This window comes from Natranaerofaba carboxydovora (genome assembly GCF_022539405.1).
Taxonomy (GTDB): domain Bacteria; phylum Bacillota; class Natranaerobiia; order Natranaerobiales; family Natranaerofabaceae; genus Natranaerofaba; species Natranaerofaba carboxydovora.
Genome location: NZ_CP054394.1, coordinates 1654333 through 1680000, shown reverse-complemented (window position 1 = coordinate 1680000; position 25668 = coordinate 1654333). Strand labels below are relative to the sequence as shown.

Here is a 25668-nt window from a genome sequence, read left to right as displayed (position 1 = left end):
CCCGTTTTAACAGGCGGGTACCATATGCTGAAAATTAAAGTAGGCATATGGGGTTAAACCCGGGGAACTGAAACATCTAAGTACCCGGAGGAGTAGAAAGCAACAGCGATTCTCCAAGTAGTGGCGAGCGAACGGGGAACAGCCCAAACCGACCAGGTGTCAAAGCCTGACCGCGTTGCCTGGTTGGGGTTGTGGGCGATACCAAGGTCTAGGTCAGTAGGCCACCTTGAATAGTATGTAGAGTGGAATCAGACTGGAAGGTCTAGCCGTAGAGGGTGAAAGCCCCGTACACGTATATGTATTATTCAAGGTAGGTATTAGCCCGAGTATTACCGGGCCCGTGAAACCCGGTATGAATCAGGGAGGACCACCTTCCAAGGCTAAATACTACCCGGCTACCGATAGCGTCAAGTACCGTGAGGGAAAGGTGAAAAGCACCCCTGACGGGGAGTGAAATAGAACCTGAAACCGTATGCCTACAATCAGTGGGAGCATCACTTATGTGATGTGACCGCGTACTTTTTGCAGAACGGGCCGGCGAGTTACGGTCTATAGCGAGGTTAAGGGCCACAGGTCCGAAGCCGCAGGGAAACCGAGTCTTAACTGGGCGCATAGTTATAGGCTGTAGACCCGAAACCGGGTGATCTACCCATGGCCAGGGTGAATCTCGGGTAACACCGAGTGGAGGCCCGCACCCACCGACGTTGAAAAGTCGGGGGATGAGCTGTGGGTAGAGGTGAAATGCTAATCGAACCCGGAGATATCTGGTTCTCCCCGAAATAGCTTTAGGGCTAGCCTCGGGAGTTTAATAATGGAGGTAGAGCACTGATTGGGCTAGGGGCCCTATCCGGCTACCGAACCCAGTCAAACTCCAAATGCCATTATTTAAAATCCCGGGAGTCAGACTATGTGGGATAAGCTTCATAGTCGAGAGGGAAACAGCCCAGACCGCCAGCTAAGGTCCCAAAGTATAAGCTAAGTGTAAAAGGATGTGGGTCTACTTAGACAACCAGGATGTTGGCCTAGAAGCAGCCATCATTTAAAGAGTGCGTAACAGCTCACTGGTCGAGTGGACCTGCGCCGAAAATGTAAGGGGGCTCAAGCTTATCACCGAAGCTGCGGTACGTGCGGTCTTTAACTCTGGTTAAGGAAAGCTGCTTGTTAATCTTTCTCAAAACGCCTTCGGCAGAAAAACGTCCTGTTTTTCTGACCTGCCAAATTGCCTTATTTGACGTCCTGTCAAAGCGGCAATTAAAGGCCGGGTTTAGAGAAAGATTAAAATCAGCTAAAAGAACCAAGTTAAAGACCTTAACCTTAGCTAGGGTTAAAGGCCGCACGTAGGTAGGGGAGCGTTCCTATTGGGTAGAAGTCAGGCTGAGAGGTCTGGTGGACTGATAGGAAGTGAGAATGCCGGCATGAGTAACGAAAAGGCAGGTGAGAAACCTGCCCGCCGAAAGCCTAAGGTTTCCTGAGGAAGGCTTGTCCACTCAGGGTAAGTCGGGACCTAAGCCGAGGCCAAATGGCGTAGGCGATGGATAACCGGTTGAGATTCCGGTACCACCATATAGCGTTTGAGCGAAGTGGTGACGCAGGGGGATAGGCCGAGCGCAGTGTTGGTTATCTGCGTCCAAGCGTACGAGGCAGCATAGCCAGGCAAATCCGGCTATAGCGATGATCTGAGTCGTGATGGGGAGTGAAATTTAAAGTAGCGAAGCGGCTGTGTTCTAACTGCCAGGAAAAGCCACTAGCGAGTTATATGGTGCCCGTACCGCAAACCGACACAGGTAGGCGAGGAGAGGATCCTAAGGCGTCCGGGCGAACCCTTGTCAAGGAACTCGGCAAAATAGCCCCGTAACTTCGGGAGAAGGGGTACCCCGCGTAAGGTGTATGGCTACATGCTGTATGCCTGAGGGGGTCGCAGTGACCAGGCCCAAGCGACTGTTTACCAAAAACACAGGCCTCTGCTAAGTCGAAAGACGACGTATAGGGGCTGACGCCTGCCCGGTGCTGGAAGGTTAAGGGGAGAGGTTAGCACTTATGGTGCGAAGCTTCGAACCTAAGCCCCAGTAAACGGCGGCCGTAACTATAACGGTCCTAAGGTAGCGAAATTCCTTGTCGGGTAAGTTCCGACCCGCACGAAAGGCGCAACGACTTGGGCGCTGTCTCGACAAGGGGCCCGGTGAAATTGTACTACCTGTCAAAATGCAGGTTACCCGCGGCAAGACGGAAAGACCCCGTGGAGCTTTACTGCAGCTTGATATTGGATTTTGGTGTCACATGTACAGGATAGGTGGGAGGCTACGAACCCGGGGCGCCAGCTTCGGGTGAGCCGTCCGTGGGATACCACCCTTGTGTCACTGAAATCCTAACCACGAGCCGTAATCCGGTTCTGGGACATTGTCAGGCGGGCAGTTTGACTGGGGCGGTCGCCTCCCAAAGAGTAACGGAGGCGCCCAAAGGTCCCCTCAGCGCGGTTGGAAACCGCGCGCAGAGTGCAAAGGCATAAGGGGGCTTGACTGCGAGAGGGACACCTCGAGCAGGTACGAGAGTAGGGCTTAGTGATCCGGCGGTTATTTCGAGTGGAAGAGCCGTCGCTCAACGGATAAAAGCTACCCCGGGGATAACAGGCTTATCTCCCCCAAGAGTCCACATCGACGGGGAGGTTTGGCACCTCGATGTCGGCTCATCGCATCCTGGGGCTGGAACAGGTCCCAAGGGTTGGGTTGTTCGCCCATTAAAGCGGTACGTGAGCTGGGTTCAGAACGTCGTGAGACAGTTCGGTCCCTATCTGCCGCGGGCGCAGGAGACTTGAGTGGAGCCGTCCCTAGTACGAGAGGACCGGGACGGACAGACCTCTGGTGTATCAGTTGTCCCGCCAGGGGCACAGCTGAGTAGCTAAGTCTGGAAGGGATAAGCGCTGAAGGCATCTAAGCGCGAAGCCCACCACGAGATAAGGTCTCCCTCCCTCACAGAGGGTTAAGACTCCAGATAGAACATCTGGTAGATAGGTCAGAGGTGTAAGGGGAGCAATCCTTTTAGCTGACTGATACTAATAGGTCGAGGGCTTGACCTACCGGTTCAAATTTGGATCTACACTATGTGCAGCTTTCAGAGAATAAATGTGGCTGTATCTAGTTCAATTTAAAAATCAAGCGGCTTTTATTGATACATCTAAGGCTCATACCTTCGCCAAGATGTATTAGCAAAAAACCCTAAAGATTTTAAATTGAACTAGATACAGCCTGAAAAAAAGCCAAAAACAAGACAATGTAATATTGATATGACCTTTGAATCTAAGGGTCCGGTGAAAATAGCGGAGGAGACACACCTGTTCCCATTTCGAACACAGAAGTTAAGCCCTCCTGCGCCTATGGTACTGGGAGCGAGAGCTCCCGGGAGAGTAGGTCTTTGCCGGACCCTTTAGTTATTTGTTAAAATAATATTTGTATATTATCATATTAGGAATTGAATATCAGGTAGGTGAAAAGGGTTATGAATAAAAGAGAATTAAAATATAAAATTATGACTGTAGGTTGTCCGGTGAATCAAGCTGAAACAGAAGCGTTGAAAACTAAGTTTGACCAGATTGGTGTAGTTGAAACTGAATCAGAATATAATAACGCAGATGTATATATAATAAATAGTTGTGCTGTTACACAAGCAGCGGCTAGGAAATCTAGGAAAAAAGCAAAAAAAGCGAAAAAGGATAATCCAGAAGCCATTGTTGCATTAATGGGTTGTTATGGAGAAGTAGAACCTGATGAAATTAAAGAGAAAGTACCAGAAATTGATATCGTTATAGGGACAAATGGAAGAACTAAACTTGTAAATAAAGTTATTGATTTGATAAGTGCAAAATTAGAGCAAAAAGAAGTTTTTGATTTTGATAGTGGAATAGAAGATATAAGTGTTAAAATTAGTGAAAAAAGCAGTAAATCTAGTGATTTCGAAGAATTAGGCATTTATAATAAATCAGTTAGGAAAAGACCTGTTGTTAAAATTCAAGAAGGTTGTAATCAAGTATGCAGTTTTTGTATTGTGACCATAGCAAGAGGTAAACCTAAAAGTAGATTACTGGAAAATATAGAAAAAGAAATTAAAAACTTAGTTGCTTCTGGTCATAAAGAAATAATATTAGCCGGGACTAATATGGGCTTATATGGTAAAGATTTTGAAGATAGAATAACTTTAAGTGAATTGTTGTATAGACTGTCTTCTAAAGAAAAAGATTTACAAAAGGATTTTAGAATAAGGCTTAGTTCTCTAGAACCTATTGAAATAACCGAAGATGTACTATATGCGATTAAGGAAAGCAAAAAAATTTGCAAGCATTTGTACCTTCCTTTGCAAAGTGGAAGCGATAGAATTTTAGAACTTATGAAAAGAAACTACTCTATAGATGAATTTAGTAGAATTGTTGAGAAGGCAAGGAAACTTATGCCAGATATTTCGATTATTTCTGATATAATTGTAGGTTTTCCAGATGAGTCCGAGAAAGACCACCAGGAAAGTATGAAAGTCATAGAATCTTTAGGGTTAGACAAACTTCATGTTTTCCCCTATTCACCTCGTCCAAAGACGCCTGCAGAAAAATATTCAGGTCATGTACGCCCAGATATAAAAGATAGAAGGGTTGATGAAATGAAAAGGCTAGGTGAAAAATTAAACTTTAATTTTCACCAAAGACAAGTAGGTAAAGATATGGAAGTTTTAATGGAAAGATATCACAAGGAAAAAGATGATTTTGAAAATATAAGTTATTGGCTAGAAGGTTTCTCAAATAATTATGCTTATGTTAAGGCAGAACTAAAAACACCTTCGATACCCAACGAATATGAGTATGGCAAATATATTGAAAAAAATTTTATAAATAATATTATTACTGCTAAAGCTACAAATGCAGATAAGGATATAGTTACTGCTTGGATGTAAATTCTCTCTAATTGGAGAGAATTTTTTTGTTTATATTCTACTTAAAGTCTTTTTTTTTATGAATAATTATCAAAAAAAAACAAATAATAGGTATAGGTCGAAATGAAGTAAAAAAAACAGGAGGTGTTAATGTTGGTTAATTATCAAAATCAACAAAGAAGTTCAAACTTAAGTTCAAATTTAAATTCGAACTTTAGTAGGAATCAAAATATTGGTCAGCAAAGCCAGATTCAAAATCCTAATATTGGCGGAAGTAGGCCACTAAATTATCAAACTAGCAATTACAGAGGTTATTCAGGTTCAAGTTATGCTGGTTCGCAAGTTCCAAGTCAGTATAATCCTGATGCATACCATACTGCAAATTATCAAGGCTATAATGTAGGTAATGCACCTCAGCAGCAGTCGAGTTTTCAGAGAATGTCAAGCTATCAAAGCCAACCGGTATCTGACCAAGCATATAGAGCGGTTTCTTCTGGTGCAGGAGTAAGTCAGAATGTTGGTTCTGCCTATGGCTCCTATGGTTCTTTTGGATCGCCAATGGCAACTTCTCAAGTACAATCTTCGCAAGCTATTAGACAGCAATTAGATCAGTTTAGACAAAACCTTAATCAGATTAATCAGATGGCAAGTGAATTAGCAAGAATTGAACAAAGCAACCAGCAGCAGTTAAATGAACTTTATCAAGTAGAGCTAGACAATTATAGAAGATTAGAACAGCTTAGTCAGCAAGAAGCACAAGCTAGTCAACAGCTACAGCAAATTCAACAGCTATGTGATCAGGCTAATCAGCAGTTTAACTCCATTGCTAATCAGGTGGTAAGTAGTATAAGATAAAGTTATTTAAATTGGGGTTTAATAATAAGGGTTGTACAGGGGTTTGTTTTAAAAACATCACCTCTGTTACAGCCCTTTTTTACATTGAAAGATTTTTAATAATAATGTAGAATAAGGTAGTGAATTTTCATATAATATTATGATAAAATTATGCCTCGGGGGTTATAAACTTGCTAAATGGTAATATAGAAAAAGTTGTATCACACGCTGTCGAATGGTTAGAAGAAAATGTTAAAAAAGCCAATGCTTCTGGTGTTGTAGTTGGTAATAGCGGAGGCGTGGATTCTGCTGTAGTACTTGCACTGGGTAAAAAAGCTTTTCCGGATAGCACACTTGGAGTAATTATGCCATGTTATAGTAATGAAACTGATAAAAAGCATGCTGAAAAAGTAGCAGAAAAATTTGAGGTGGAAACAGAAGTTGTTAACTTAGCTAGCACTTATGATGAGATGCTTAGTAATGTTAAGTATACTGATACTGCTCCCGATTTAGCTCTCGCAAACATTAAACCTCGCCTTAGGATGACTACTTTATATTATTATGCTCAGACTTTAGGGAGATTAGTTATCGGAACAAGTAATAAGAGTGAGATTACAGTGGGTTATTTTACAAAGTATGGAGATGGTGGATCTGATTTGTTACCTCTCGGTGAGATGACAAAATATGAAGTATGGGAACTTGCTAATTATCTTGAAGTTCCAGATGAAGTAATTAACAAACCACCTACAGCTGGGCTAATAGGCAATACACCAGACGAGAAAGAGATGGGTTTCACCTATGAGGAATTAGAGAAGTATTTAAAAGGGCAGAAGAATAATATTAGCCCTGAAGTTGTTGATAAAATTGATAGACTGTATAAAGCTAATGAGCATAAAAGAAACCTTCCTCCTGCTTTTTCTATATCAGAGATAATTATTTAGATTAACTTTAACTTAGCTTAAATTAAAAATATTTAGTAGGAAGGTGATTTGGTTTGGCCGGACATTCAAAATGGGCAAATATTAAACATAAAAAGGCACGTCAAGATGCTAAAAGAGGTAAGATATTTACTAAATTAGCAAGAGAGATTATTGTTGCTGCCAAAGAAGGTGGTGGTGATCCAGAAGGTAACGTTCGGCTTAGAATGGCTATTCAAAAAGCAAAAGAAAATAATATGCCTAATGAAAATATAGAAAGAGCAATTAAACGTGGTACAGGGGAAGATTCTGATGGTGTTAAATATGAAGAAACAACGTACGAAGGATATGGACCGGGAGGAGTAGCTATATTACTAGAGATTTTGACAGATAATAGGAATAGAACTGCAGCAGAGATCAGGAATTTGTTTTCTAAGCATGGTGGTAATCTTGGTGAAAGTGGTTGTGTATCTTGGATGTTTAAAAGAAGAGGAATGTTAAGATTAAAAGATAATAGTGGCATGGAAGAAGATGATGTAATATTAATGGCATTAGAAGTAGGAGCAGAAGATGGTCAAAAAGAAGATGATGTATATACTGTTATGACAATGCCTGAGAATTTGGAAGATGTTAAAGAAGAACTAAAAAAACAAGGATTTGAAATATTATCTAGCGAGGTAACTAAAATTCCGGAAACAGAAGTAGACGTTAAAGAAGATAACGTAAAAGAGTTATTAACTCTTTTGGAAGAATTAGAAGATCATGATGATGTCCAAAATTTATACTCAAATTTTAATATCGAAGAAAAACATCTAGAAGGCTCCTATTAAACCCTGGAACTAATACAACATTAAAATTGTATTATAAACCTCCTGTTTGGGAAAAATAAAAATGAATTTCTTTTCCCAAAGGGAGGTGTTTTTAGTGTTTGGGAAGTTTACAAAAAATAAAACTTTCTTTATTGTAGGTTTTTTAGTCCTAGTATTATCTACTATATTTGTATATACAAGAACGGGATATGATGAAGAAAAAATAACAGATGATACTAATCTGTTTTTTAAAAAAGAATACCAAGATAGTGATATAGTAAGATATTATGACGATGAATCTCCACCAGAGATGTTTAGAAATTTTAATTTCGAAGGATTTAAAAAGGGAGAACTAAAGGAATTTTTACCTTCACCCTGGAAAGTAGAAGATTTTTCACAAAATCAAGTTTCTTTGATTTATAAAGGTGAAGAATATGATGAAGACGAAATAAACAAAGATGATGATGAAATAGATGAAATAAAATACATAAGTGTTTATAAAGGAAGAATTGCTATCTACAAGGGAAATCCTTCTAACGAAGAGTTAATTGAAGTTACTCCTTATGAAGCAAAAGAGGTTTATAAAGAAGAATTAGAAAGGGGTATTCCTTTTATCACCAATGAAGAAAGAGAACGCATACTAGAAAGCTACACTAGTTAAGTAGTCTCTTAATTAGGGTTTCCTAATAGTATAATGTCGTGTAGAATTAGCTATATGATTATAAACCTAGTAGGGAGTGGGGCTATTTGATTATTATGGGAATTGATCCTGGTATTGCTATTTGTGGCTATGGTATAATAACCAAGAAAGCAGGCAGGGAACATTTGATTGAATATGGTAGTATCAGAACTAATTCAGAATCAGAAACGTCTAAAAGATTAGAAAAAATATACAAAGGTATAACTGTTCTAATAAAAGAGCACAGACCAGATATGGTTGTAGTTGAAGAATTATTTATAAACAAAAATACTAAAACGGCTTTAAAGGTTGGACAAGCTAGAGGCGTTGCCATCCTGGCATGTGCCCATACAAATGTTGAAGTATATGAATATACTCCCCTTCAGGTAAAACAGGGGATTTGCGGATACGGAAAAGCTCCTAAAAAACAGGTGCAGGATATGGTGAAAAGGATACTTAATTTAAAAGAAATCCCACAACCTGATGATGCTGCGGATGCACTTGCAGTAGCATTGTCACATTCTAACTTAAATGTTAAGCTTGGCAGGAGGAAAACAAAGTGATAAAACGAATTAAAGGTGAATTAATCGAAAAAAATCAAGATTTTTGTGAAATAATGACTGGTGGGATTGGCTACAAAGTATATATATCAAGGAATGCGTATATGGAACTTCCTACAGAAAATGAAACTGTAATGTTACATACTTATTTGATGGTTAAAGAAGATGCTTTGGACTTATATGGATTTATGAAACAAGAAGAGCTAGCTGTGTTTGAATTAGTTTTGAATGTCTCTGGTATAGGGCCTAGGATTGCCCTTGAGGTATTATCTACTTTAACCCCAAAATCATTTTATCTGGCTGTTTTAAATGATGAAGAGGTAACTTTGACAAAGATACCTGGAATAGGTAAAAAATCGGCGAAAAGAATAATATTAGAATTAAAAGAAAGAGTTAAGAGCATAGAAGTATTAAATATGGATGAACATGAATCTGTGCCGCAGGCTAATAAGTCAGGCAGCGGATATGAAGCTGAAGGAGCTAAAGGAAGTGTAGATAATATCATTAATGAAGCAAAAGCTGCCTTAAATTCGTTAGGATACAGTGATTTAGAAGCAAATAGAGTGCTTTTGAAGATAAAACCCGAAATTAGTTCAAAAATGGAATTAGAGCAGGTGCTGAAGATTGCATTAAAGAGCCTTCAAAAAGGCTAGGAGGGGTAAATGTTGGACAGTAATGATTTTGCTTCTGAAGAAAGGATAATATCTAGAGAAAAGCTAGCTGAAGATAGTAATCTAGAGAAAAACCTGCGTCCACTTTCCTTTGACGATTACATAGGACAGGAAAAAATAAAAGAAAATCTTGATATATTTATTAGAGCAGCAATAGAGCGGGGAGAAGCTCTTGATCATGTGCTGTTGTATGGTCCTCCAGGTCTAGGTAAAACAACACTCGCTCATATAATTACAAATAAAATGAACGTGAATATACATGTAACCTCCGGTCCTGCCATAGAGCGGGCAGGCGATTTGGCTGCAATACTTACTAACTTAGAAGAAAAAGATGTTTTGTTTATTGATGAAATACATAGGCTAAATAGAAATGTAGAAGAGATATTATATCCGGCGATGGAGGATTTTGCGATTGATATAGTTCTTGGCAAAGGTCCTGGTGCAAGAAGTGTTAGACTTGATCTTTCTCCTTTTACCTTAATAGGTGCAACTACGAGGGCAGGAAGCTTATCTGGACCTTTAAGAGGACGTTTTGGTGTGGTTAATAGATTAGATTTTTACAAAGTAGATGAATTAAAGGAGATTATTATACGTTCTGCCAAACTTTTGGAAGTAGATATCGATGATGAAGGAGCTACGGTGTTATCAAAAAGTTCTAGGGGGACTCCTAGGATTGCCAACAGGCTTTTAAAAAGATGTAGGGATTATGCACAGATAAAAGCAAATAATAAAATAACAAAAGAAGTGGCAGAGAAATCATTAGAGATGTTAGAAGTTGATGAGCTTGGCCTTGATGAAACAGATAGGCGTTTAATGAGAGCTATACTAGAAAAGTATAATGGTGGCCCTGTGGGACTTGATACAATTTCTGCCTCAATCAGTGAGGAAAGAGAAACAATTGAAGATGTATATGAGCCATACTTAATGCAGCTTGGATTTATTAATAGAACGCCAAGAGGGAGAGTTTTGACTGAGGAAGCAAAAAAATATTTGGGTCAGAACAGTAATTTACCATACCAACAAAAACTTTTTTAATACCCTTTTTAATAGTAGGGAGGGTTGAGAAATTATGTTTGATCAATTAGGTAGAATTTTGACGAGCCTTGGTGTTTTGTTTTTGATTGTTGGAGGAGCTTTGTTACTTTTTAATAGAATAAGTGGTATTGGACGTTTGCCGGGAGATATATTTATTCAAAGAGGTAATTTTACTTTTTTCTTTCCTATAACGACGGCTATAATTGTTAGTATCATTCTTTCATTAATTTTGAATTTTGTTATACGGCGCTAGAAATAAATTATACGGTATTAAAATAAAGTTAAAAGCGAGGGAGAGGAGAAAATGTCTAATAAAGCTTTAGTTATTTTCACTTTAGGTGTTCTTTTTCTATTGGTATTATCTTTTATGCCGGGCGATTATTTGGTTTTTGCTTATGCTGAAGATGAATCAGATGAACCTAAGGAAATGGACGTTAAAGAAGAAGAGTTGGATAAAGATGAAAGTGCAGAAGCTAAACCAGTAGAGGACTTAGATAAGGACGAATTACTCGATAAGATATCTGTGGGGATATTGTACTCTAGTAGTGCTGCTGATGAGATTAATATTGATAGTGATGAAAATATTATTTATGGTTTTGAGTCATCTGATTTTGGTTTTATTCCCTATTCTATTGCTGATAGGGAAACGTCTTTTGAATGGAATAATGATTCCTGGATTATAGATGGACAAGAAGATGTAAGTGATGAAGTGACATCTGGAATAACATTAGGAATTAAAAATGACCTTGAATTTTTGGAAAATATAAAGGAGGAGATACAAAATACTTACGATTTAAGTGATTATGGTTTTGTAGATGAATTAAAAATAAAGGATCAAATTGACGATATTCATGTAATTTCAATAAAATCAAAAGAAAAAAACAATTCAAATGGGGAGGCTAGAATAGATGAATTTTATGACCGTCTAGTTAGTTTACTAGCTGATAAACTAGATGGATCAGGTGGTGAGTATGATCTATTAAAAGATCATAGGCCTGGAGAGTTGCTATCTTCAGAAGAAAGTCTTGAAAATAAAGTTTTTGTACATAAATCAGAAAGAAAAGGTATAAAGCTAGAAATTGATAATAATTTAGATTCCCCCGAGGAGAAAATTATTGAATTTAAGGAAAAATTGAACTATAAAATCGATGGTAATGATATTGAAGCCGGAGCGGTTGTTGATCATGGGAAACTAAATTTAATTATATCAGGTTTTACGGATAAGTATTTGGCAGAAAGTTTTTTGGACAGGTTAAAGGAAGATAGTGATTTTACTTATTTTATGGAGCGAAATGAATTATATCCATCTATTGTTGATTATACTGGATATTATTATTACCCTGGTAGTTCTTTTAATCTGTTAACAGAAGAAAAAATTGATATGAGCAACAAGTCAATTCTGGTATCATCTGGTTCTGAAGATAGCCCTTTGGAGCTTAAAAACAATGAAAGAAAATATAGAGGTAATTTGAAACTAAAGACTGATGAAAGAAACAGGATCATGGCCATAAATACTGTAGAACTTGAAAAATATTTAAAAGGTGTACTACCGGCTGAAGTTTTTGTCAGCTGGGAAATGGATGCTTTAAAAGCTCAAGCAGTAGCTGCCAGAACGTACGCTTTATATGGCAGAGATAGGAATATGGATAGGTATGAGCACTTTGATGTAACTGATGATACAGATTCTCAGGTATATGCAGGCTATAATGTCGAAAACAGTCGAACAAACGAAGCAGTTAGAGAAACTAGTGGAGAAGTAGTTTTAAATAACGATAAATTAATAAATGCCTTATATCATTCTAATGCGGGTGGATATACAGAAGATGCAGAAAATATATGGGGTTCTGAAATTGATTATATCAGGAGCAGGGAAAGTTCCTGGGATGAGATTGCATTAGAAGGTAATTCTTATCAAGCTTATGAGTGGGAGGAAACCAGAACAAGGGATGAATTGTCTGAAAGGATTGACAATCTCTATGATATTGGAGAATTAATAGATATAGAGATATTAGAAAGAACGGAGGCAGGAAGGGTTTTAACTGTTAGGTACATTGGAGAAGAAGGGGAACATGAGGTTCATGGCGATTTTAATAGAACACCCCTTGAACTAAGAAGCACAAATTTTGAAATTGTAGAAAAAAGTGGTAACAACAATAATAATGTCAAAGGTGAAGTATATTTTATGAGTAGCGAAGAAAATGTTGTAAAAAAAGATTCGGGACAAGATGTATATGTTATGACCGGTGAAAATGAGGAAAAACTATTAACAGAAGATGATTATTATATAAACTCTAAAAATGGTACAGAAAAATTAACTTCAGAAGGTGGAACCGTAGAAGAATTTGTTTTTAGAGGTAAAGGGTTTGGCCATGGTGCAGGTTTGTCCCAGTGGGGAGCTCAAGGCAAGGCCTTAGAAGGTTATGATTACAAAGAAATTTTAAAACATTATTATTCCGGCGACATAGAAATTGATAAAATGTAATAATAGAGGTGTATATTCTTTGAGAGTTGAGGAATTTGATTATGTAATGCCAGAAGAGCTAATTGCAAATTCGCCATTAAAACAAAGGGATGTATCTAAATTAATGGTTCTTGATAAAAAGAATAATGATATTACACATACTTACTTTAATAAACTCCCTTCTTTTCTAAGAAAGGGAGATGTTCTTTTGTTAAATAATACTAGAGTTATACCAGCTAGGCTGTTTGGTTCAAAGAAAAAAACAGGCGGAAAACTAGAAGTAGTAATTCTCTATCCTATAGATGGACATAAGGATACGTGGGAGGCGCTGGTAAAACCTGGCAAAAAAGCAAAAGTAGGCAGCAAGTTTATTTTTGGAGAGGGTCTACTTGAAGCCGAAATTTTGGATGTTAAAGATGAAGGTACTAGAATTATAAAATTTGAATATGAAGGAGATAGATTTCAAGATATTCTTGAAAAATTAGGTAAAATTCCCCTACCGCCATATATAAAAAAAGAATTAGATGAACCAGAAAGATATCAAACAGTGTATGCCAAAAATCAAGGTTCTGTAGCTGCTCCAACAGCAGGGCTTCATTTTACTGAAGAATTATTGAATAAAATACGGGGGCAAGGAGTTCAGGTATTAGAACTAACTTTACATGTTGGCCTTGGAACTTTTAGGCCTGTCAAAGTTGAAAATATAAAAGAACATGAAATGCACTCTGAATTCTACTATTTACCGGATGGGTCAGCTAACATTATTAATGAGGCAAAGGAAAATAACCAAAGGATTGTTGCCGTTGGCACAACGGTGGTTAGGACACTTGAAAGCTGTGCTTCTGATAAGGGTCTTGTAAAAGGACATAAGGGTTGGACTGATCTTTTTATATATCCTGGTTATAGATTTAAAATTGTTGATGCAATGGTAACAAATTTTCATCTGCCAAAGTCAACTCTTTTAATGCTTGTCTCTGCTTTTGCTGGAAAGGATTTTATTATGAATGCTTATCAAGAGGCAATTGATAAAAAATATAGATTTTACAGTTTTGGAGATGCAATGTTTATACATTGATTCTAGTGACAAAAACTCATATATTAAATCATACTTGGGGAAGTGGTGTTAATTTATGCCGATAGACTTTAAAATAGAAGCTAAATGCAGTAAAAGCTCTGCAAGAACAGGTACATTAACTACAAGAAGAGGAGAAATAAGTACTCCTGTTTTTATGCCCGTTGGTACGCAGGCTACAGTCAAAACAATGACTCCAGAAGAGTTAAAAGATATAGGTGCTGAAATTATTTTAGGTAATACATATCACTTATATCTCAGGCCAGGAACAAAGACAATTTATGAGGCTGGTGGTCTTCACAGTTTTATGAATTGGGATAGACCTATCTTAACTGATAGTGGTGGTTATCAAGTATTTAGTCTGGGGAAAATGAGAGATATAGATGATAATGGTGTGACATTTAGATCGCATTTGGATGGATCAAAGCACTATTTTACCCCGGAAAAAGTTATGGAAATACAAAGTAATTTAAATTCAGATATAGTGATGGCTTTTGATGAGTGTACAACTTACCCAAGTAGTGAAGAATATGCTGAGTTCTCTATGGAACGTACCCTGCGATGGGCAGAGCTATGTAAAAAGTTTAATGAAAAAAATTTAAAATATAATGATCAAGCTTTATTTGGCATAGTTCAGGGAGGAATGTATCCAGATTTAAGAAAAAAGAGTGCAATTGAAACAGTCAACATTGGTTTTCCAGGATATGCTATTGGAGGGTTAAGTGTTGGAGAGCCTTTTGAACTTATGAAAGAAATGTTAGAAGAAACTGTACCTTTTTTGCCTGACACAAAACCAAGGTATTTGATGGGAGTTGGGTCGGCTGACTATCTTGTAGAAGGTGTTTATCATGGCATAGATATGTTTGATTGTGTACTGCCTACAAGAATTGCTAGAAATGGTACTGCAATGGTGCGCCGTGGTAGATTAGTAGTAAGAAATGCACAGTATTCTAAAGATTTTAGGCCAATAGATGAAAGTTGTGGTTGTTATACCTGCAAAAATTATACCCGGGCTTATATAAGGCATTTAATTAAGGCCAATGAAATTTTAGGATTTAGACTTTTGACTTGGCATAATCTTCATTTTTTGATAAAGTTAATGGGTGAGATTAAAAAGGCTATAAAAGATGATGATTTTATTGCTTTTAGAGAAAATTTCTTCGAACAATATGAAAGTTAAAAATTTATAAAGGAGTGAATTAAATGGAAGGAATAGCTGGTTTTTTACCTCTAATTTTAGTAGTTGTAGTTTTTTATTTGATGATCATAAGACCGCAGCAAAAGCAGCAAAAAGAAAGGCAGCAGATGTTAGAATCCCTTAAGAAAAATGACGAGGTTATAACAATTGGTGGGATTCATGGTACTATTAAAGACATACAGGAGGATACTATAAAATTAAAAATAGCGGAAAATATGACTATAACCGTAAGCCGCTTTGGTATTCAAAAAGTAGTCAATGATGAAGAATAAAGTTTTGTGGACTAGTACATAAACTTCCATCACCTTGCATATTAATTATTTAACACCGAATATGGAGGTGATGGAATTATGTCAAGATTAACCCAAAGGTATGAAAACGAATCTGAGAGTAAAACAAGCAGGATAAGTTTTATTTTGACGGGGGTATTATTAGCTTATGCTATATCTCTTCTAGTTTTTTTAGTAACAGCACTACTGTTAAATTTGACTAACATTTCTGATGTTATTATACCCCATTTAACTTATATTACAAGTGTAATCAGTATTGTTGTGGGTTCTATGCATGCTACAAAAAATATAGGAGAAAAAGGATGGTTAAACGGGGGCGTATGTGGAATATTATATTTTGTTGGGTTACTTTTATTAAGTGTTTTGATGGGTATTGAACTTGCCTCGACAAATATAATTTTATCCCGCTTGTTTATGGCATTTGTCTTTGGTGCTGTAGGTGGAGTGTTAGGAATAAATACTTAATAAAATTTTTTTAAAATGGCATAGGACAATCTTGCATTTGTAAAAATAATAGTACACTATACTCCTATTTAGGAGGTGTTTTCGATGGCTAAACGCCATCGACTGCCTCAATCAGCAAAGCAGTTAGAAAGTTTAAAGTATGAGGTGGCTAAAGATTTGAAACTTGATAAAGATATTGAATTAAAGGGTTGGAGAGAGATGCCTACTAGGGATATTGGGAAGATAGGTGGAAATATGGTTAGAAGAATGATTAAAGAGTATGAAAAAAATTGGTTGAATAAATTTTAGTTAGAAAATATACCGGGGATTCTCCCCGGTATACTAAAAGTTGACCATACATAATAGCTAAAAGGTATATTAGTAACCCTTGACGTGAAAGTTACTAGGAAGTAAAATAATTCTACAAGTATTGTATGATACAAAAAATATAGAATTATTGGATAAAAGGGAGGTAATTTACTTGGGAGAAAAAATCACAAAAGATATGACAATCGGTGATGTATTAAAGCAACAACCAAAAACAGCCGATGTGTTCATGAAACATGGGATGCATTGTCTTGGCTGCCCGTCTGCTACTGGTGAGACTATTGCCCAGGCTGCAATGGTCCATGGAACAGACTTAGACAAATTAATAGATGAACTAAATAAAGTCGTAGAATAGAATTTGTTAGGTGATGAATTAAATTTGCAGTATAGGGGGTATTTCGTTTGGATAATATAAAAACTGTATTCAGTGGCTGGTCTGGAATTACTTCAGAACATGATGGATGTGGTGAATGTCAAACATCATGTCAATCCGCTTGTAAAACTTCCTGTACTGTAGGGAACCAGGCCTGTGAAAGGGATTAAAAGATTAAAAAGTAGTCATAATGGCTACTTTTTTCTTTTAGTTTTACGACAAAATTGGAGGATTAAACTGGAGGACTAAAATTGAAATTACCAAAAGAAAGCATTGTACATACCTTTGAATTTAATAATTATTATTATGCGATAGATACTAATAGTGGATCACTTCATGAATTAAATGGAACTGCTTTTGATGTTATAAATAAAATTAACAAATACAAAGAATTGAATTTACATAATATTGATAAAAATAATATAACTAATGAGCTAGATAAAAAGTGGCCCGGAAATACTATCAATAAGGTTTTAGAAGAAGTTGAGACTTTGATTCAGAAAGAACAATTGTTTTCAGATATCATAATAGAAACTGACAAAATTAAGAAAAATAATGACCAATTAAAAGCTCTATGTCTTAATATTTCGCATACCTGCAACATGAAATGTAAGTATTGTTTTGCAGGAGGTGGTACTTTTGGACAAGATACAAAGAAAAAAGATTTGATGGATTTTGATACTGCCAAAAAAGCAGTTGACTTTTTGTTGGAAAATTCTAATGAAAGAAAAAACTGTGAAATTGACTTTTTTGGAGGAGAGCCTTTATTAAATTGGGAAGTTGTAAAAAAAACTGTCCATTATGCCAGAGAAAAAGCATCTAAAAATAATAAAAACATAAAATTTACTTTAACTACTAATGGATTGAGTCTAGATAATGAAGTTATGAGATTTTTAAATGAACATGATTTTGCAGTAGTATTAAGTCTAGATGGTAGGAAAGAGATTAATGATACTAATAGAAAAAGTCTATATGATGATAAGAGTACTTATGATAGTATAGTTGGGTTATATCAAGAATTTGTCGAGAGTAGAGATCATAAAGAGTATTTTGTCAGGGGAACTTTTAGTGCTGATAATCTTGACTTCACCAGGGATGTTGAACATATTTATGATCTTGGTTTTAAAGATATTTCCCTTGAACCTGTGGTATGTTCAAAAGAAAAAAATTACTCGTTAGAAAATGTGGATTTAGATTTAATTAAAAAAGAGTATGAAAGGCTAACTTTATTTTATGAAGAAAAGGCTGATAAAGGCGAAGGTTTTAGTTTTTATCATTTTGAGATAAATCTTGATGGTGGACCTTGTGTTAAAAAAAGATTTTCTGGATGTGGAGCAGGGAGTGAATATCTAGCTATTACACCATCTGGTGAAATTTATCCCTGTCATCAGTTTGTTGGCAATGATGAGTTTGTAATGGGAGATCTTAAGAAAAGTTTTTTGGTAGATCAGTCTGTAAAAAATAAATTTAACGAGCATAATTTTTTAAGTAAGAAAAAATGTAAAGAGTGTTGGGCTAAATTTCACTGCGGTGGCGGCTGTCATGCAAATGCATATTTATTTAATGGTAACATGGAAGAGCCGCACAAAACCGGATGTGAATTATTAAAGAAAAGGATTGAATGTGCCCTGTATCTTGCCAGTAAAGGCTTGTTACAGCGATATAGATGATCTCTTGGAGGAGATGATATTATCGACTTGTTTAATTATAATTATGAAAAAAAATCAAAAAAGAGCTCTCCCCTTGCTGATAGAATAAGGCCCAAAACCCTTGATTATATGGTTGGTCAACAGGAAGTAGTGGGAGAAGGTAGATATTTAAGAAGAGCTATTGAAGAAGACAGGCTTTTTTCGATGATTTTGTATGGTCCCCCCGGCACTGGCAAAACTACCCTCGCAAGAATTGTAGCAAATCATACAAATTCGAATTTTTTTCAATTAAATGCGGTTACCAGTGGGATAAAAGAAATTAGAGAAGTTATTAACAAAGCAAAAGAAAAGAAAAGTTATTATCAGGAAGATACTATTTTATTTATTGATGAAATTCACAGGTTTAATAAAGCCCAGCAGGATGGACTGCTTCCCTATGTTGAAGATGGTACTATTATATTGATTGGAGCTACCACAGAAAACCCGTATTTTAGTATAAATTCTCCTCTTTTATCTAGAGTAAGGGTATTTCAACTAAGATTATTGTTTGATAATGAAATTGAGAAGTTAATAATGCGTGGGCTAGAAGATAAGGAAAATGGTCTTGGAGATTATAATGTTAAGTTACATGAAGATGCTTTGCGACATTTAATAAGGCTAGCTAATGGTGATATAAGAACTGCACTAAATGCTCTGGAGTTAAGTGTGATTACAACAATTCCTGATGAAAATAATTTAAGGGAAATCACATTAGATAAGATAGAAAAGTCCATACAGGATAGGGCAGTGTATTATGATAAAGATGGGGACAATCATTATGATATTATTTCGGCTTTTATCAAATCTATGCGTGGCTCAGATCCTGATGCAAGCCTTTACTGGTTGGCCAGGATGATAGAAGGAGGAGAAGATCCTTTATTTATTACTAGGAGAATGTTAATATTTGCAAGCGAAGATATTGGAAATGCTGATCCACAGGCCTTACAGGTGGCGCTTAGCACACATCAGGCTGTATCAGAGCTTGGGATGCCTGAAGCTAGAATAACCCTTGCTCAAGGAGTTACTTATCTTTCGTCTACAGAAAAAAGCAACAGTAGTTATGTAGCAATTGAAAAAGCTTTAAAAGATGTAAAACAAACAAGACAGGAGCCTGTACCACTTCACTTAAGAGATACTCATTATCGTGGAGCTAAAAATATGGGGCACGGGGAAGGGTATAAATATCCGCATAATTATCCAGTTAACTATGTTAAGCAGGATTATGTCCCAGATAATGTCAAAGGCAAAGTTTATTATGAGCCTTCTGAAAACGGTCATGAATCTCACTTTAAAAATAGATTAAAATATCTACGAGGAGAACAAAACAAACACAAGAGTGGTGGTAAAGATGTCAAGTGATAAAAATAATCAAAATAGAAATAAAAGAGTCCTGGTAGCAATGAGTGGAGGGGTGGATAGTTCGACAACAGCTGCTTTGCTAAAAGATCAAGGTTATGAAGTTATTGGAGCAAATATGAGGTTATGGTACCGGGATAAGGATGAAGAAATAGCCGAGCAAAATGCCAAGGGATGTTGTTCTCTCAAGGCCTCTCACGATGCAAAGAGAGTGGCTGATAAGCTTGATATACCTTTTTATGTAATGAATTTTAAGGAGATATTTTATCAACAGGTTGTTAAAGATTTCATTAATGAGTACATGAAGGGAAGAACACCTAATCCATGTATTGCCTGCAATAAATATCTAAAGTGGCAAAAGTTTTTGCAAAAAGCTTTAGAGCTTGAATGTGATTATATTGCTACTGGTCACTATGCTAGGATAAAATATGATGAAAAAAGAAGTCGCTATTTACTGTACACGGCTGTAGACGATAAGAAAGACCAGACTTATATGCTATATAATATGAATCAAGAAGAGCTGTCTAGAACTCTGTTCCCTCTGGGGGATTATAGTAAGGCACGTACTCGTGAGCTTGCCCAAAAATATGATCTTGTTACTTCAAACAAGCCTGAGAGTCAGGATATATGTTTTATACCTGACAATGATTATAGAAAATTTATTAGTGAAGAAGCGCCTAAAAAGATTGAAAAAGGACCTATAATAAACCTAAATGGAGAGAAGCTTGGAGAACATAAAGGAATTCCTTATTATACCATTGGTCAAAGAAAAGGGTTAGGTATTTCCCTTGGCAGACCGCAATATGTTGTGGATATTGATACTCAGAAAAATGCAGTAATTATTGGTGACAAAGAAGATCTTTTGACACACGAATTTATTACTGAGGATGTAAATTGGATTGCATTTGACTCTTTGGATAATTCAATTGATGTAGATGCCAAAATTAGATATAACGCAGAACCTGTACCCTCAAAAATTATACCTTTAACTGAACAAGAAGGAAAAGTAAAGGTGGAATTTAATGAACCTGAAGAAGCAGTGGCCCCGGGTCAGGCAGTTGTCTTTTATGATGGTGAAATGGTAGTAGGTGGAGGGACTATTAAAAAAAGTTGTAGATGAATATCATGGAAATGTGTATTATTTTACCTTCTTTCGGGGAAAATATTTAATGGAAGTAATGTTTGCTGGAAAGGGGTAAATTAAAAGTGTGGGTACAGTGTCCTGTATGTTCGGGAATAGACGTTGGAAAAGTAAGCAGCAGCAACTACTATTGCTGGAACTGCCTGGTTGAAATAAAGTATAAAAAAGGTAATGAAGCACATATCTATAATATACAAGATGATGGAACCTTGGAATCAGCATATAAGGTAGACTTACAAGAATGAAAGGATGAGCCTTATGTTTTTTAGGAGTGGATACCTCAAAGGTATGCTTACCGGGGGTGCGTTTGGTGTATTAGTAGGCATGTTATTATCAGAAAAAAGTTCAGCAATAAATTTTTCCTCAAATTTATCAAACAAAGAAAACGAAAAATGTTATAATGGGAATAGTTAATTTGAAAGCAACCTTAGTTTTAAAGGTTGCTTTTACTGTTAGGTGAGAGGGGTGCTAGACAGTTGGAACATAAGGATTTATTAAAGCTTGTCGCATGGATAACTTTGGTTGTTAGTGCAGTGCTTTTTGGTTTTGAGATAGTACGGGATTTTGTAGTTGGTGTTTATCAGATTAGAGATCAAGTTTTTATTTTTTTACTTCCTTTTTTACTTGCTATAATTTTATTTTATATTTTAAACCCATTAGTTGAATTTATTGAATCTTATAGAGTACCAAGAATTGCTACAATACTAGGGGTTTATGGGATATCAATAACTTTACTTGTTTTAGTAGGTATTAGTCTTGTAAATGCTATATTTATAGAAATTCAGGAGTTTGCAAGAGAGATACCTTATTTTACTCGTGAATTTAGGCAATTTATTGATGAAACAGAATTCATTTTGTATGAGCTTCCACCACCTATAACAGATGCGATAAATGAAGCCATTATTGAATACCAGGTAAATTTTCAAGATATTTTAGGTACTATTCTTGATTTTCAAGGTATAATTGGTACAGGAGCTAGTATTTTAGCGTATGTGTTTAGTTTGATAGCTTTACCGATTATTCTCTTTTATTTTTTAAAGGATACAGAAATTTTGAGAAGTAATATGATACTTGTTGTACCGCCTAAATACAGGGGCAAAGTAACGGAAATAATGAAAGATGTTAGTATTACTTTTGGAAATTATATTAGAGGGCAATTAGTTGTATGCCTTTTTATAGGTATATTAACGTATATAGGTCTTGCTTTTTTAGGGGTTGAATTTGCCCTTGTTTTAGGTATAATTGCAGGAATCACTAATATCATCCCGTACTTTGGGCCTTTTATAGGAGCTGTGCCTTCGGTGATAATTGCTTTACTAGAAGAACCCTTACTTGCGTTGAAGGTGGTAATTTGGATTCTGATAGTTCAGCAGATAGAAAGCCAATTAGTTGCTCCTCAGATTCTTGGACGAAATTTGAAGCTGCATCCGCTAGCTGTTGTTACTTCGCTTATAGCTGGAGGTCATTTCTTTGGTTTTCTAGGGCTTATTCTTGCAGTTCCGGTTGTTGCAATTGTAAGAGTAATAATACGTCATTTATTTTGGGATTATTTTTTACAGGATGAGGAGCAATAATAATAATGTCTTGAAAATTGCTGTCATGACTTGACATAGGTGCCTTAAACTGTATATAATAGCAAAAAATCAAGATAAAAAATACTATGAAGGGGTAAATAACTGTAAACGGGTATCCAGAGAGAAACCTTTATCTATATGAGTAGATAAGCTGGAAGGGTTTTATACCCGGTCAGTTTGGGCCGCCCCGAAGTAGCTAATCCGAATATGTTAACATGAAAAAGTTAGCATTAGTAAGATTAGTCGTGTGGTTACGTTACAACCATTTGCCGGGTAGGCAAGCTTGAGAGATCAGTACTCTTTATAAAGCTGTATAGAGTTTTATAATAAAGTACTGATAATCAGGGTGGTAACGCGGGATACCCCCTCGTCCCTGAAATTTGGGTTCGAGGGGTGTTTTTATTAGTATATCTCTCATACCAACGCTCGTAAGAATTTGCAAAACATCCAAATTAAAAACTCGCTTATGGTATGAGAAATATACTAATGTGCAACAGTGTGTACGGAAAACACTACAAATAAACAAGAGTGGTTAATATTAAAGATAGTGTTTTAAAAATATTTTTGAGGGGTGAGTTAGAATGAAGACTGATGAAATTAGAAAGAAATTTTTGGAGTTTTTTGAAGAGAGAGACCATATGGTTTTGCCGAGCTTTTCATTGATACCTGAGGATGATCCAGGGCTTTTACTTATAGGAGCTGGAATGGCGCCTTTAAAGCCTTATTTTACAGGCGAAAAGACCCCACCTAAGACAAGGATGGCTACCTGTCAAAAATGTATTAGAACCCCGGATATAGAAGAAGTAGGAAAAACTGCAAGACATGCTACCTTCTTTGAGATGCTTGGTAATTTTTCTTTCGGAGATTATTTTAAAAAAGAATCAATTGCCTGGGGTTACGAATTTGTAACCAAAGTATTAAAGCTTCCTGAAGAAAAGGTTTGGGTGAGTGTTTATTATGAAGATGATGAAGCTTATAATATTTGGAAAGATGACATTGGGATCCCTGAAGAAAAGATAGTGAAATTAGGGAAAGAAGATAACTTCTGGGAGATAGGAGAAGGACCGTGCGGGCCATGTTCTGAGATCTATTATGATAGAGGAGAAAAGTATGGCTGTGGTGGTTCTGAATGTAAACCCGGTTGTGATTGCGATAGGTTTTTTGAACTCTGGAACCATGTATTTACACAGTTTAATAGAGATAGTGAGGGTAACTATACTACGTTAGATCAAAAGAATATAGATACAGGTGCAGGTCTTGAACGTTTAGCTGTAATTTTACAAGATGTTTCTTCGATTTATGAGATTGATTCTATTAAGCCTATACTTGACTTTGTTTGTAAGACAAGTAATAAAGAGTATGGTAAAAATGAAAAAGATGATGTTTCAATGAGAATTATTACAGAACATATAAGAAGTGTAACTTTCATGGTTGGCGATGGTGTACTTCCGTCAAATGAAGGTAGGGGTTATGTTTTAAGGCGGATTTTACGAAGAGCTGCAAGGCATGCTAAATTGTTGGGCATTGAAGGGACATTTATGCCTGAAGCTTCTAATGTTGTAATTGATATAATGGAAGATGCTTATCCTGAACTAAAGGAAAGAGAAGAATACATAAATAAAATCATTCAAATTGAAGAAGAAAGATTTTTAGAAACAGTTGAACAAGGGATGGAGATACTCAAAGGTTATATAGAAGACCTAAATAACGAAGGGAAAGATGTCCTTGATGGCAGCCTAGCATTTAAGTTATATGACACTTATGGTTTCCCTATCGATTTAACCAGGGAAATTTTAATAGAGCAGGGCTTAAAAGTTGATGAAGATAGATTTACAGAGTGTCTTGAAGAACAAAGAGAAAGGGCTAGAAAAGCACAAGCAGCTTCTTCAAATATGATCCAAAATCTTGGAGAAATTAAAGATTTAGAGAAAATATCATCAAAGTTTGTAGGTTATGAAGTATTAGAATGTGAAGCTCTAATAAAAGGCATTATTAAAGAAAACAAACTGGTTGATAAAGTAGAAAAAGGAGAAGATGCGCAGATTTTATTAGATGCTACACCTTTTTATGCTGAAAGCGGTGGTCAGGTTGGTGATCAAGGCGAAATTCAAAAAGAAGATGCAAAGGCAGTAGTGGAAGATACTTATTATAGTCCTTTTGAGCAACCTGTACACCAAATTAGAATAGAAGAAGGATCGCTTCAGGTTGGTGACAAAATTAATAGTAAGGTATATAGAAAAAGACGGGAATCAATTAAGAAAAACCACAGTTCAACTCATCTTCTACACCATGCGCTTCGAAGTACTCTAGGTGCTCATGTGGAACAGGCAGGTTCACTTGTTGCTCCCGACAGGTTGAGGTTTGACTTTACCCATTTTGAAGCTATAACTAAAGAAGAGTTGGAAGATATAGAAAAGCAAGTCAATGCATTTATATGGGAGAATTATCCGGTGAATGTCACGGTAACCCATTATAATAAAGCCAAAGAAATGGGAGCAGTTTCTTTATTTGGAGAAAAATATGAAGACGAGGTAAGGGTTGTTGAGATGGGTGAAAGTATGGAACTATGTGGTGGAACCCATGTTGATAGCACTGGAGAAGTGGGATTATTTAAGATTATTGGAGAAAGTGGTATAGGAGCAGGTCTTAGAAGAATAGAAGCCATAACAGGTGAAAAAGCTTTCCGGTATCTTAATGATAGCTGGGAAAAAGTGAAGGATATATCTTCGCTTTTAAAAACAAATGAAGAAAACGTTGTTGTGAAGGTGGAAGAAGTATTAAATGATTTAAAAGAAAAAGATAAAGAGCTTGAGAAATTTAAAGAAGAGATAAGGAAAAATGAAGTAGATGAAATATTGGATAAAGTGACGAAGATTGATGGTGTATCAGTTCTTACTCATAAAGTGGACGACGGAGACCCGGAAAGTATGAGAAGAATAGGGGATCAGATTAAAAATAAATTAAGCTCTGGTGTTGTAGTTCTTGGTAGCAGTGATAACGAAAAAGTCCAATTTATATCTATGGTTACAAAAGATCTTACTGATAGAGGGATCCACGCTGGAGATATTGTTAAAAAAGTCGCTGAAGTTACTGGTGGAGGCGGTGGAGGACGCCCTACCATGGCTCAGGCTGGTGGAAAAAATCCAGGAAAACTTAATGAAGCCCTGGGAATTGTGCCAGATTTAATTAAAGAAAAAATTCAATAGTTAATATTTATCTGGATGCAAAACACTTTAACAAGAAAGTTTAATTGCATCCAGATTTTTTTTTAACTTTAAAGGTTTTAAGGATTATGTCGTTGAATACTACAATTTAACGAATCATCTTT

23 protein-coding genes and 2 rRNA genes (1 of these 25 only partly in view) are annotated in these 25668 nt (G+C 36.3%); all 25 read left to right on the top strand.

The genetic code is table 11. The features are described from left to right. Positions 1-3073 (top strand): 23S ribosomal RNA (locus ACONDI_RS08035); it begins 130 nt to the left of the window's first position. Positions 3074-3300: 227 nt separating this feature from the next. After that, positions 3301-3417: ribosomal RNA gene (rrf, locus tag ACONDI_RS08030) — 5S ribosomal RNA — on the top strand. 75 nt (positions 3418-3492) lie between these two features. Continuing rightward, positions 3493-4932: a tRNA (N(6)-L-threonylcarbamoyladenosine(37)-C(2))-methylthiotransferase MtaB gene (mtaB, locus tag ACONDI_RS08025; RefSeq protein WP_241078022.1), complete on the top strand. Its 1440-nt coding sequence runs from the start codon at positions 3493-3495 to the stop codon at positions 4930-4932. A 123-nt stretch (positions 4933-5055) separates the two neighbouring features. After that, positions 5056-5766, top strand: coding sequence for a hypothetical protein (locus tag ACONDI_RS08020; RefSeq protein ID WP_241078021.1), 711 nt, complete (start codon positions 5056-5058; stop codon positions 5764-5766). A 170-nt stretch (positions 5767-5936) separates the two neighbouring features. Next, on the top strand, positions 5937-6686 hold the full coding sequence (gene nadE / locus ACONDI_RS08015; protein ID WP_241078020.1) for an NAD(+) synthase: 750 nt from the start codon (positions 5937-5939) through the stop codon (positions 6684-6686). Positions 6687-6739: 53 nt separating this feature from the next. Continuing rightward, positions 6740-7492 carry a YebC/PmpR family DNA-binding transcriptional regulator gene (locus ACONDI_RS08010; RefSeq protein WP_241078019.1) on the top strand — a complete coding sequence of 251 codons (753 nt, stop codon included), beginning with the start codon at positions 6740-6742 and terminating at the stop codon, positions 7490-7492. Positions 7493-7586: 94 nt separating this feature from the next. Further along, positions 7587-8132 carry a BofC C-terminal domain-containing protein gene (locus tag ACONDI_RS08005; RefSeq protein WP_241078018.1) on the top strand — a complete coding sequence of 182 codons (546 nt, stop codon included), beginning with the start codon at positions 7587-7589 and terminating at the stop codon, positions 8130-8132. An 86-nt stretch (positions 8133-8218) separates the two neighbouring features. Then, positions 8219-8713, top strand: a complete 495-nt coding sequence (gene ruvC / locus ACONDI_RS08000) for a crossover junction endodeoxyribonuclease RuvC (protein ID WP_420848139.1) — start codon at positions 8219-8221, stop codon at positions 8711-8713. After that, positions 8710-9363: a Holliday junction branch migration protein RuvA gene (ruvA, locus tag ACONDI_RS07995; RefSeq protein WP_241078017.1), complete on the top strand. Its 654-nt coding sequence runs from the start codon at positions 8710-8712 to the stop codon at positions 9361-9363. The genes ruvC and ruvA overlap by 4 nt, the downstream gene beginning before the upstream one ends. Before the next feature lie 12 nt (positions 9364-9375). Then, a complete protein-coding gene (gene ruvB / locus ACONDI_RS07990; protein ID WP_241078016.1) occupies positions 9376-10416 on the top strand; it encodes a Holliday junction branch migration DNA helicase RuvB in 1041 nt (346 codons plus the stop codon). 34 nt (positions 10417-10450) lie between these two features. Further along, entirely contained in the window at positions 10451-10669 is a 219-nt protein-coding gene (locus ACONDI_RS07985) for a DUF2905 domain-containing protein (protein WP_241078015.1), read from the top strand. Between the two features lie 51 nt (positions 10670-10720). Then, a complete protein-coding gene (locus ACONDI_RS15760) occupies positions 10721-12898 on the top strand; it encodes a SpoIID/LytB domain-containing protein (RefSeq protein WP_241078014.1) in 2178 nt (725 codons plus the stop codon). Between the two features lie 19 nt (positions 12899-12917). Beyond that, complete coding sequence (gene queA, locus ACONDI_RS07975) at positions 12918-13952, top strand: tRNA preQ1(34) S-adenosylmethionine ribosyltransferase-isomerase QueA (RefSeq protein ID WP_241078013.1); 1035 nt, start codon at positions 12918-12920, stop codon at positions 13950-13952. Between the two features lie 55 nt (positions 13953-14007). Beyond that, positions 14008-15129, top strand: a complete 1122-nt coding sequence (tgt, locus tag ACONDI_RS07970) for a tRNA guanosine(34) transglycosylase Tgt (RefSeq protein ID WP_241078012.1) — start codon at positions 14008-14010, stop codon at positions 15127-15129. 23 nt (positions 15130-15152) lie between these two features. Beyond that, complete coding sequence (gene yajC, locus ACONDI_RS07965) at positions 15153-15419, top strand: preprotein translocase subunit YajC (RefSeq protein ID WP_241078011.1); 267 nt, start codon at positions 15153-15155, stop codon at positions 15417-15419. Between the two features lie 78 nt (positions 15420-15497). After that, positions 15498-15902: a TIGR04086 family membrane protein gene (locus ACONDI_RS07960; RefSeq protein WP_241078010.1), complete on the top strand. Its 405-nt coding sequence runs from the start codon at positions 15498-15500 to the stop codon at positions 15900-15902. Positions 15903-15986: 84 nt separating this feature from the next. After that, positions 15987-16190 carry an alpha/beta-type small acid-soluble spore protein gene (locus tag ACONDI_RS07955; protein ID WP_241078009.1) on the top strand — a complete coding sequence of 68 codons (204 nt, stop codon included), beginning with the start codon at positions 15987-15989 and terminating at the stop codon, positions 16188-16190. 196 nt (positions 16191-16386) lie between these two features. Then, a complete protein-coding gene (locus tag ACONDI_RS07950; RefSeq protein WP_338086492.1) occupies positions 16387-16563 on the top strand; it encodes a DUF1858 domain-containing protein in 177 nt (58 codons plus the stop codon). Positions 16564-16610: 47 nt separating this feature from the next. Continuing rightward, the gene (scfA, locus tag ACONDI_RS07945) at positions 16611-16751 is read left to right on the top strand and encodes a six-cysteine ranthipeptide SCIFF (protein ID WP_241078007.1); all 141 of its coding nucleotides are present in this window, start codon (positions 16611-16613) and stop codon (positions 16749-16751) included. An 81-nt stretch (positions 16752-16832) separates the two neighbouring features. Then, positions 16833-18251, top strand: coding sequence for a thioether cross-link-forming SCIFF peptide maturase (scfB, locus tag ACONDI_RS07940; RefSeq protein WP_241078006.1), 1419 nt, complete (start codon positions 16833-16835; stop codon positions 18249-18251). A gap of 21 nt (positions 18252-18272) precedes the next feature. After that, positions 18273-19628, top strand: coding sequence for a replication-associated recombination protein A (locus ACONDI_RS07935; protein ID WP_420848194.1), 1356 nt, complete (start codon positions 18273-18275; stop codon positions 19626-19628). Further along, positions 19618-20745 carry a tRNA 2-thiouridine(34) synthase MnmA gene (mnmA, locus tag ACONDI_RS07930; protein ID WP_241078004.1) on the top strand — a complete coding sequence of 376 codons (1128 nt, stop codon included), beginning with the start codon at positions 19618-19620 and terminating at the stop codon, positions 20743-20745. Before ACONDI_RS07935 ends, mnmA begins: the two co-directional genes overlap by 11 nt. An 86-nt stretch (positions 20746-20831) precedes the next feature. Next, positions 20832-21011 (top strand): hypothetical protein, encoded by a 180-nt coding sequence (locus ACONDI_RS07925; RefSeq protein WP_241078003.1) that lies wholly within the window; start codon positions 20832-20834, stop codon positions 21009-21011. 231 nt (positions 21012-21242) lie between these two features. Further along, on the top strand, positions 21243-22340 hold the full coding sequence (locus tag ACONDI_RS07920; RefSeq protein ID WP_241078002.1) for an AI-2E family transporter: 1098 nt from the start codon (positions 21243-21245) through the stop codon (positions 22338-22340). Between the two features lie 581 nt (positions 22341-22921). After that, positions 22922-25546, top strand: a complete 2625-nt coding sequence (gene alaS, locus ACONDI_RS07915) for an alanine--tRNA ligase (RefSeq protein WP_241078001.1) — start codon at positions 22922-22924, stop codon at positions 25544-25546. Positions 25547-25668: the final 122 nt, after the last annotated feature.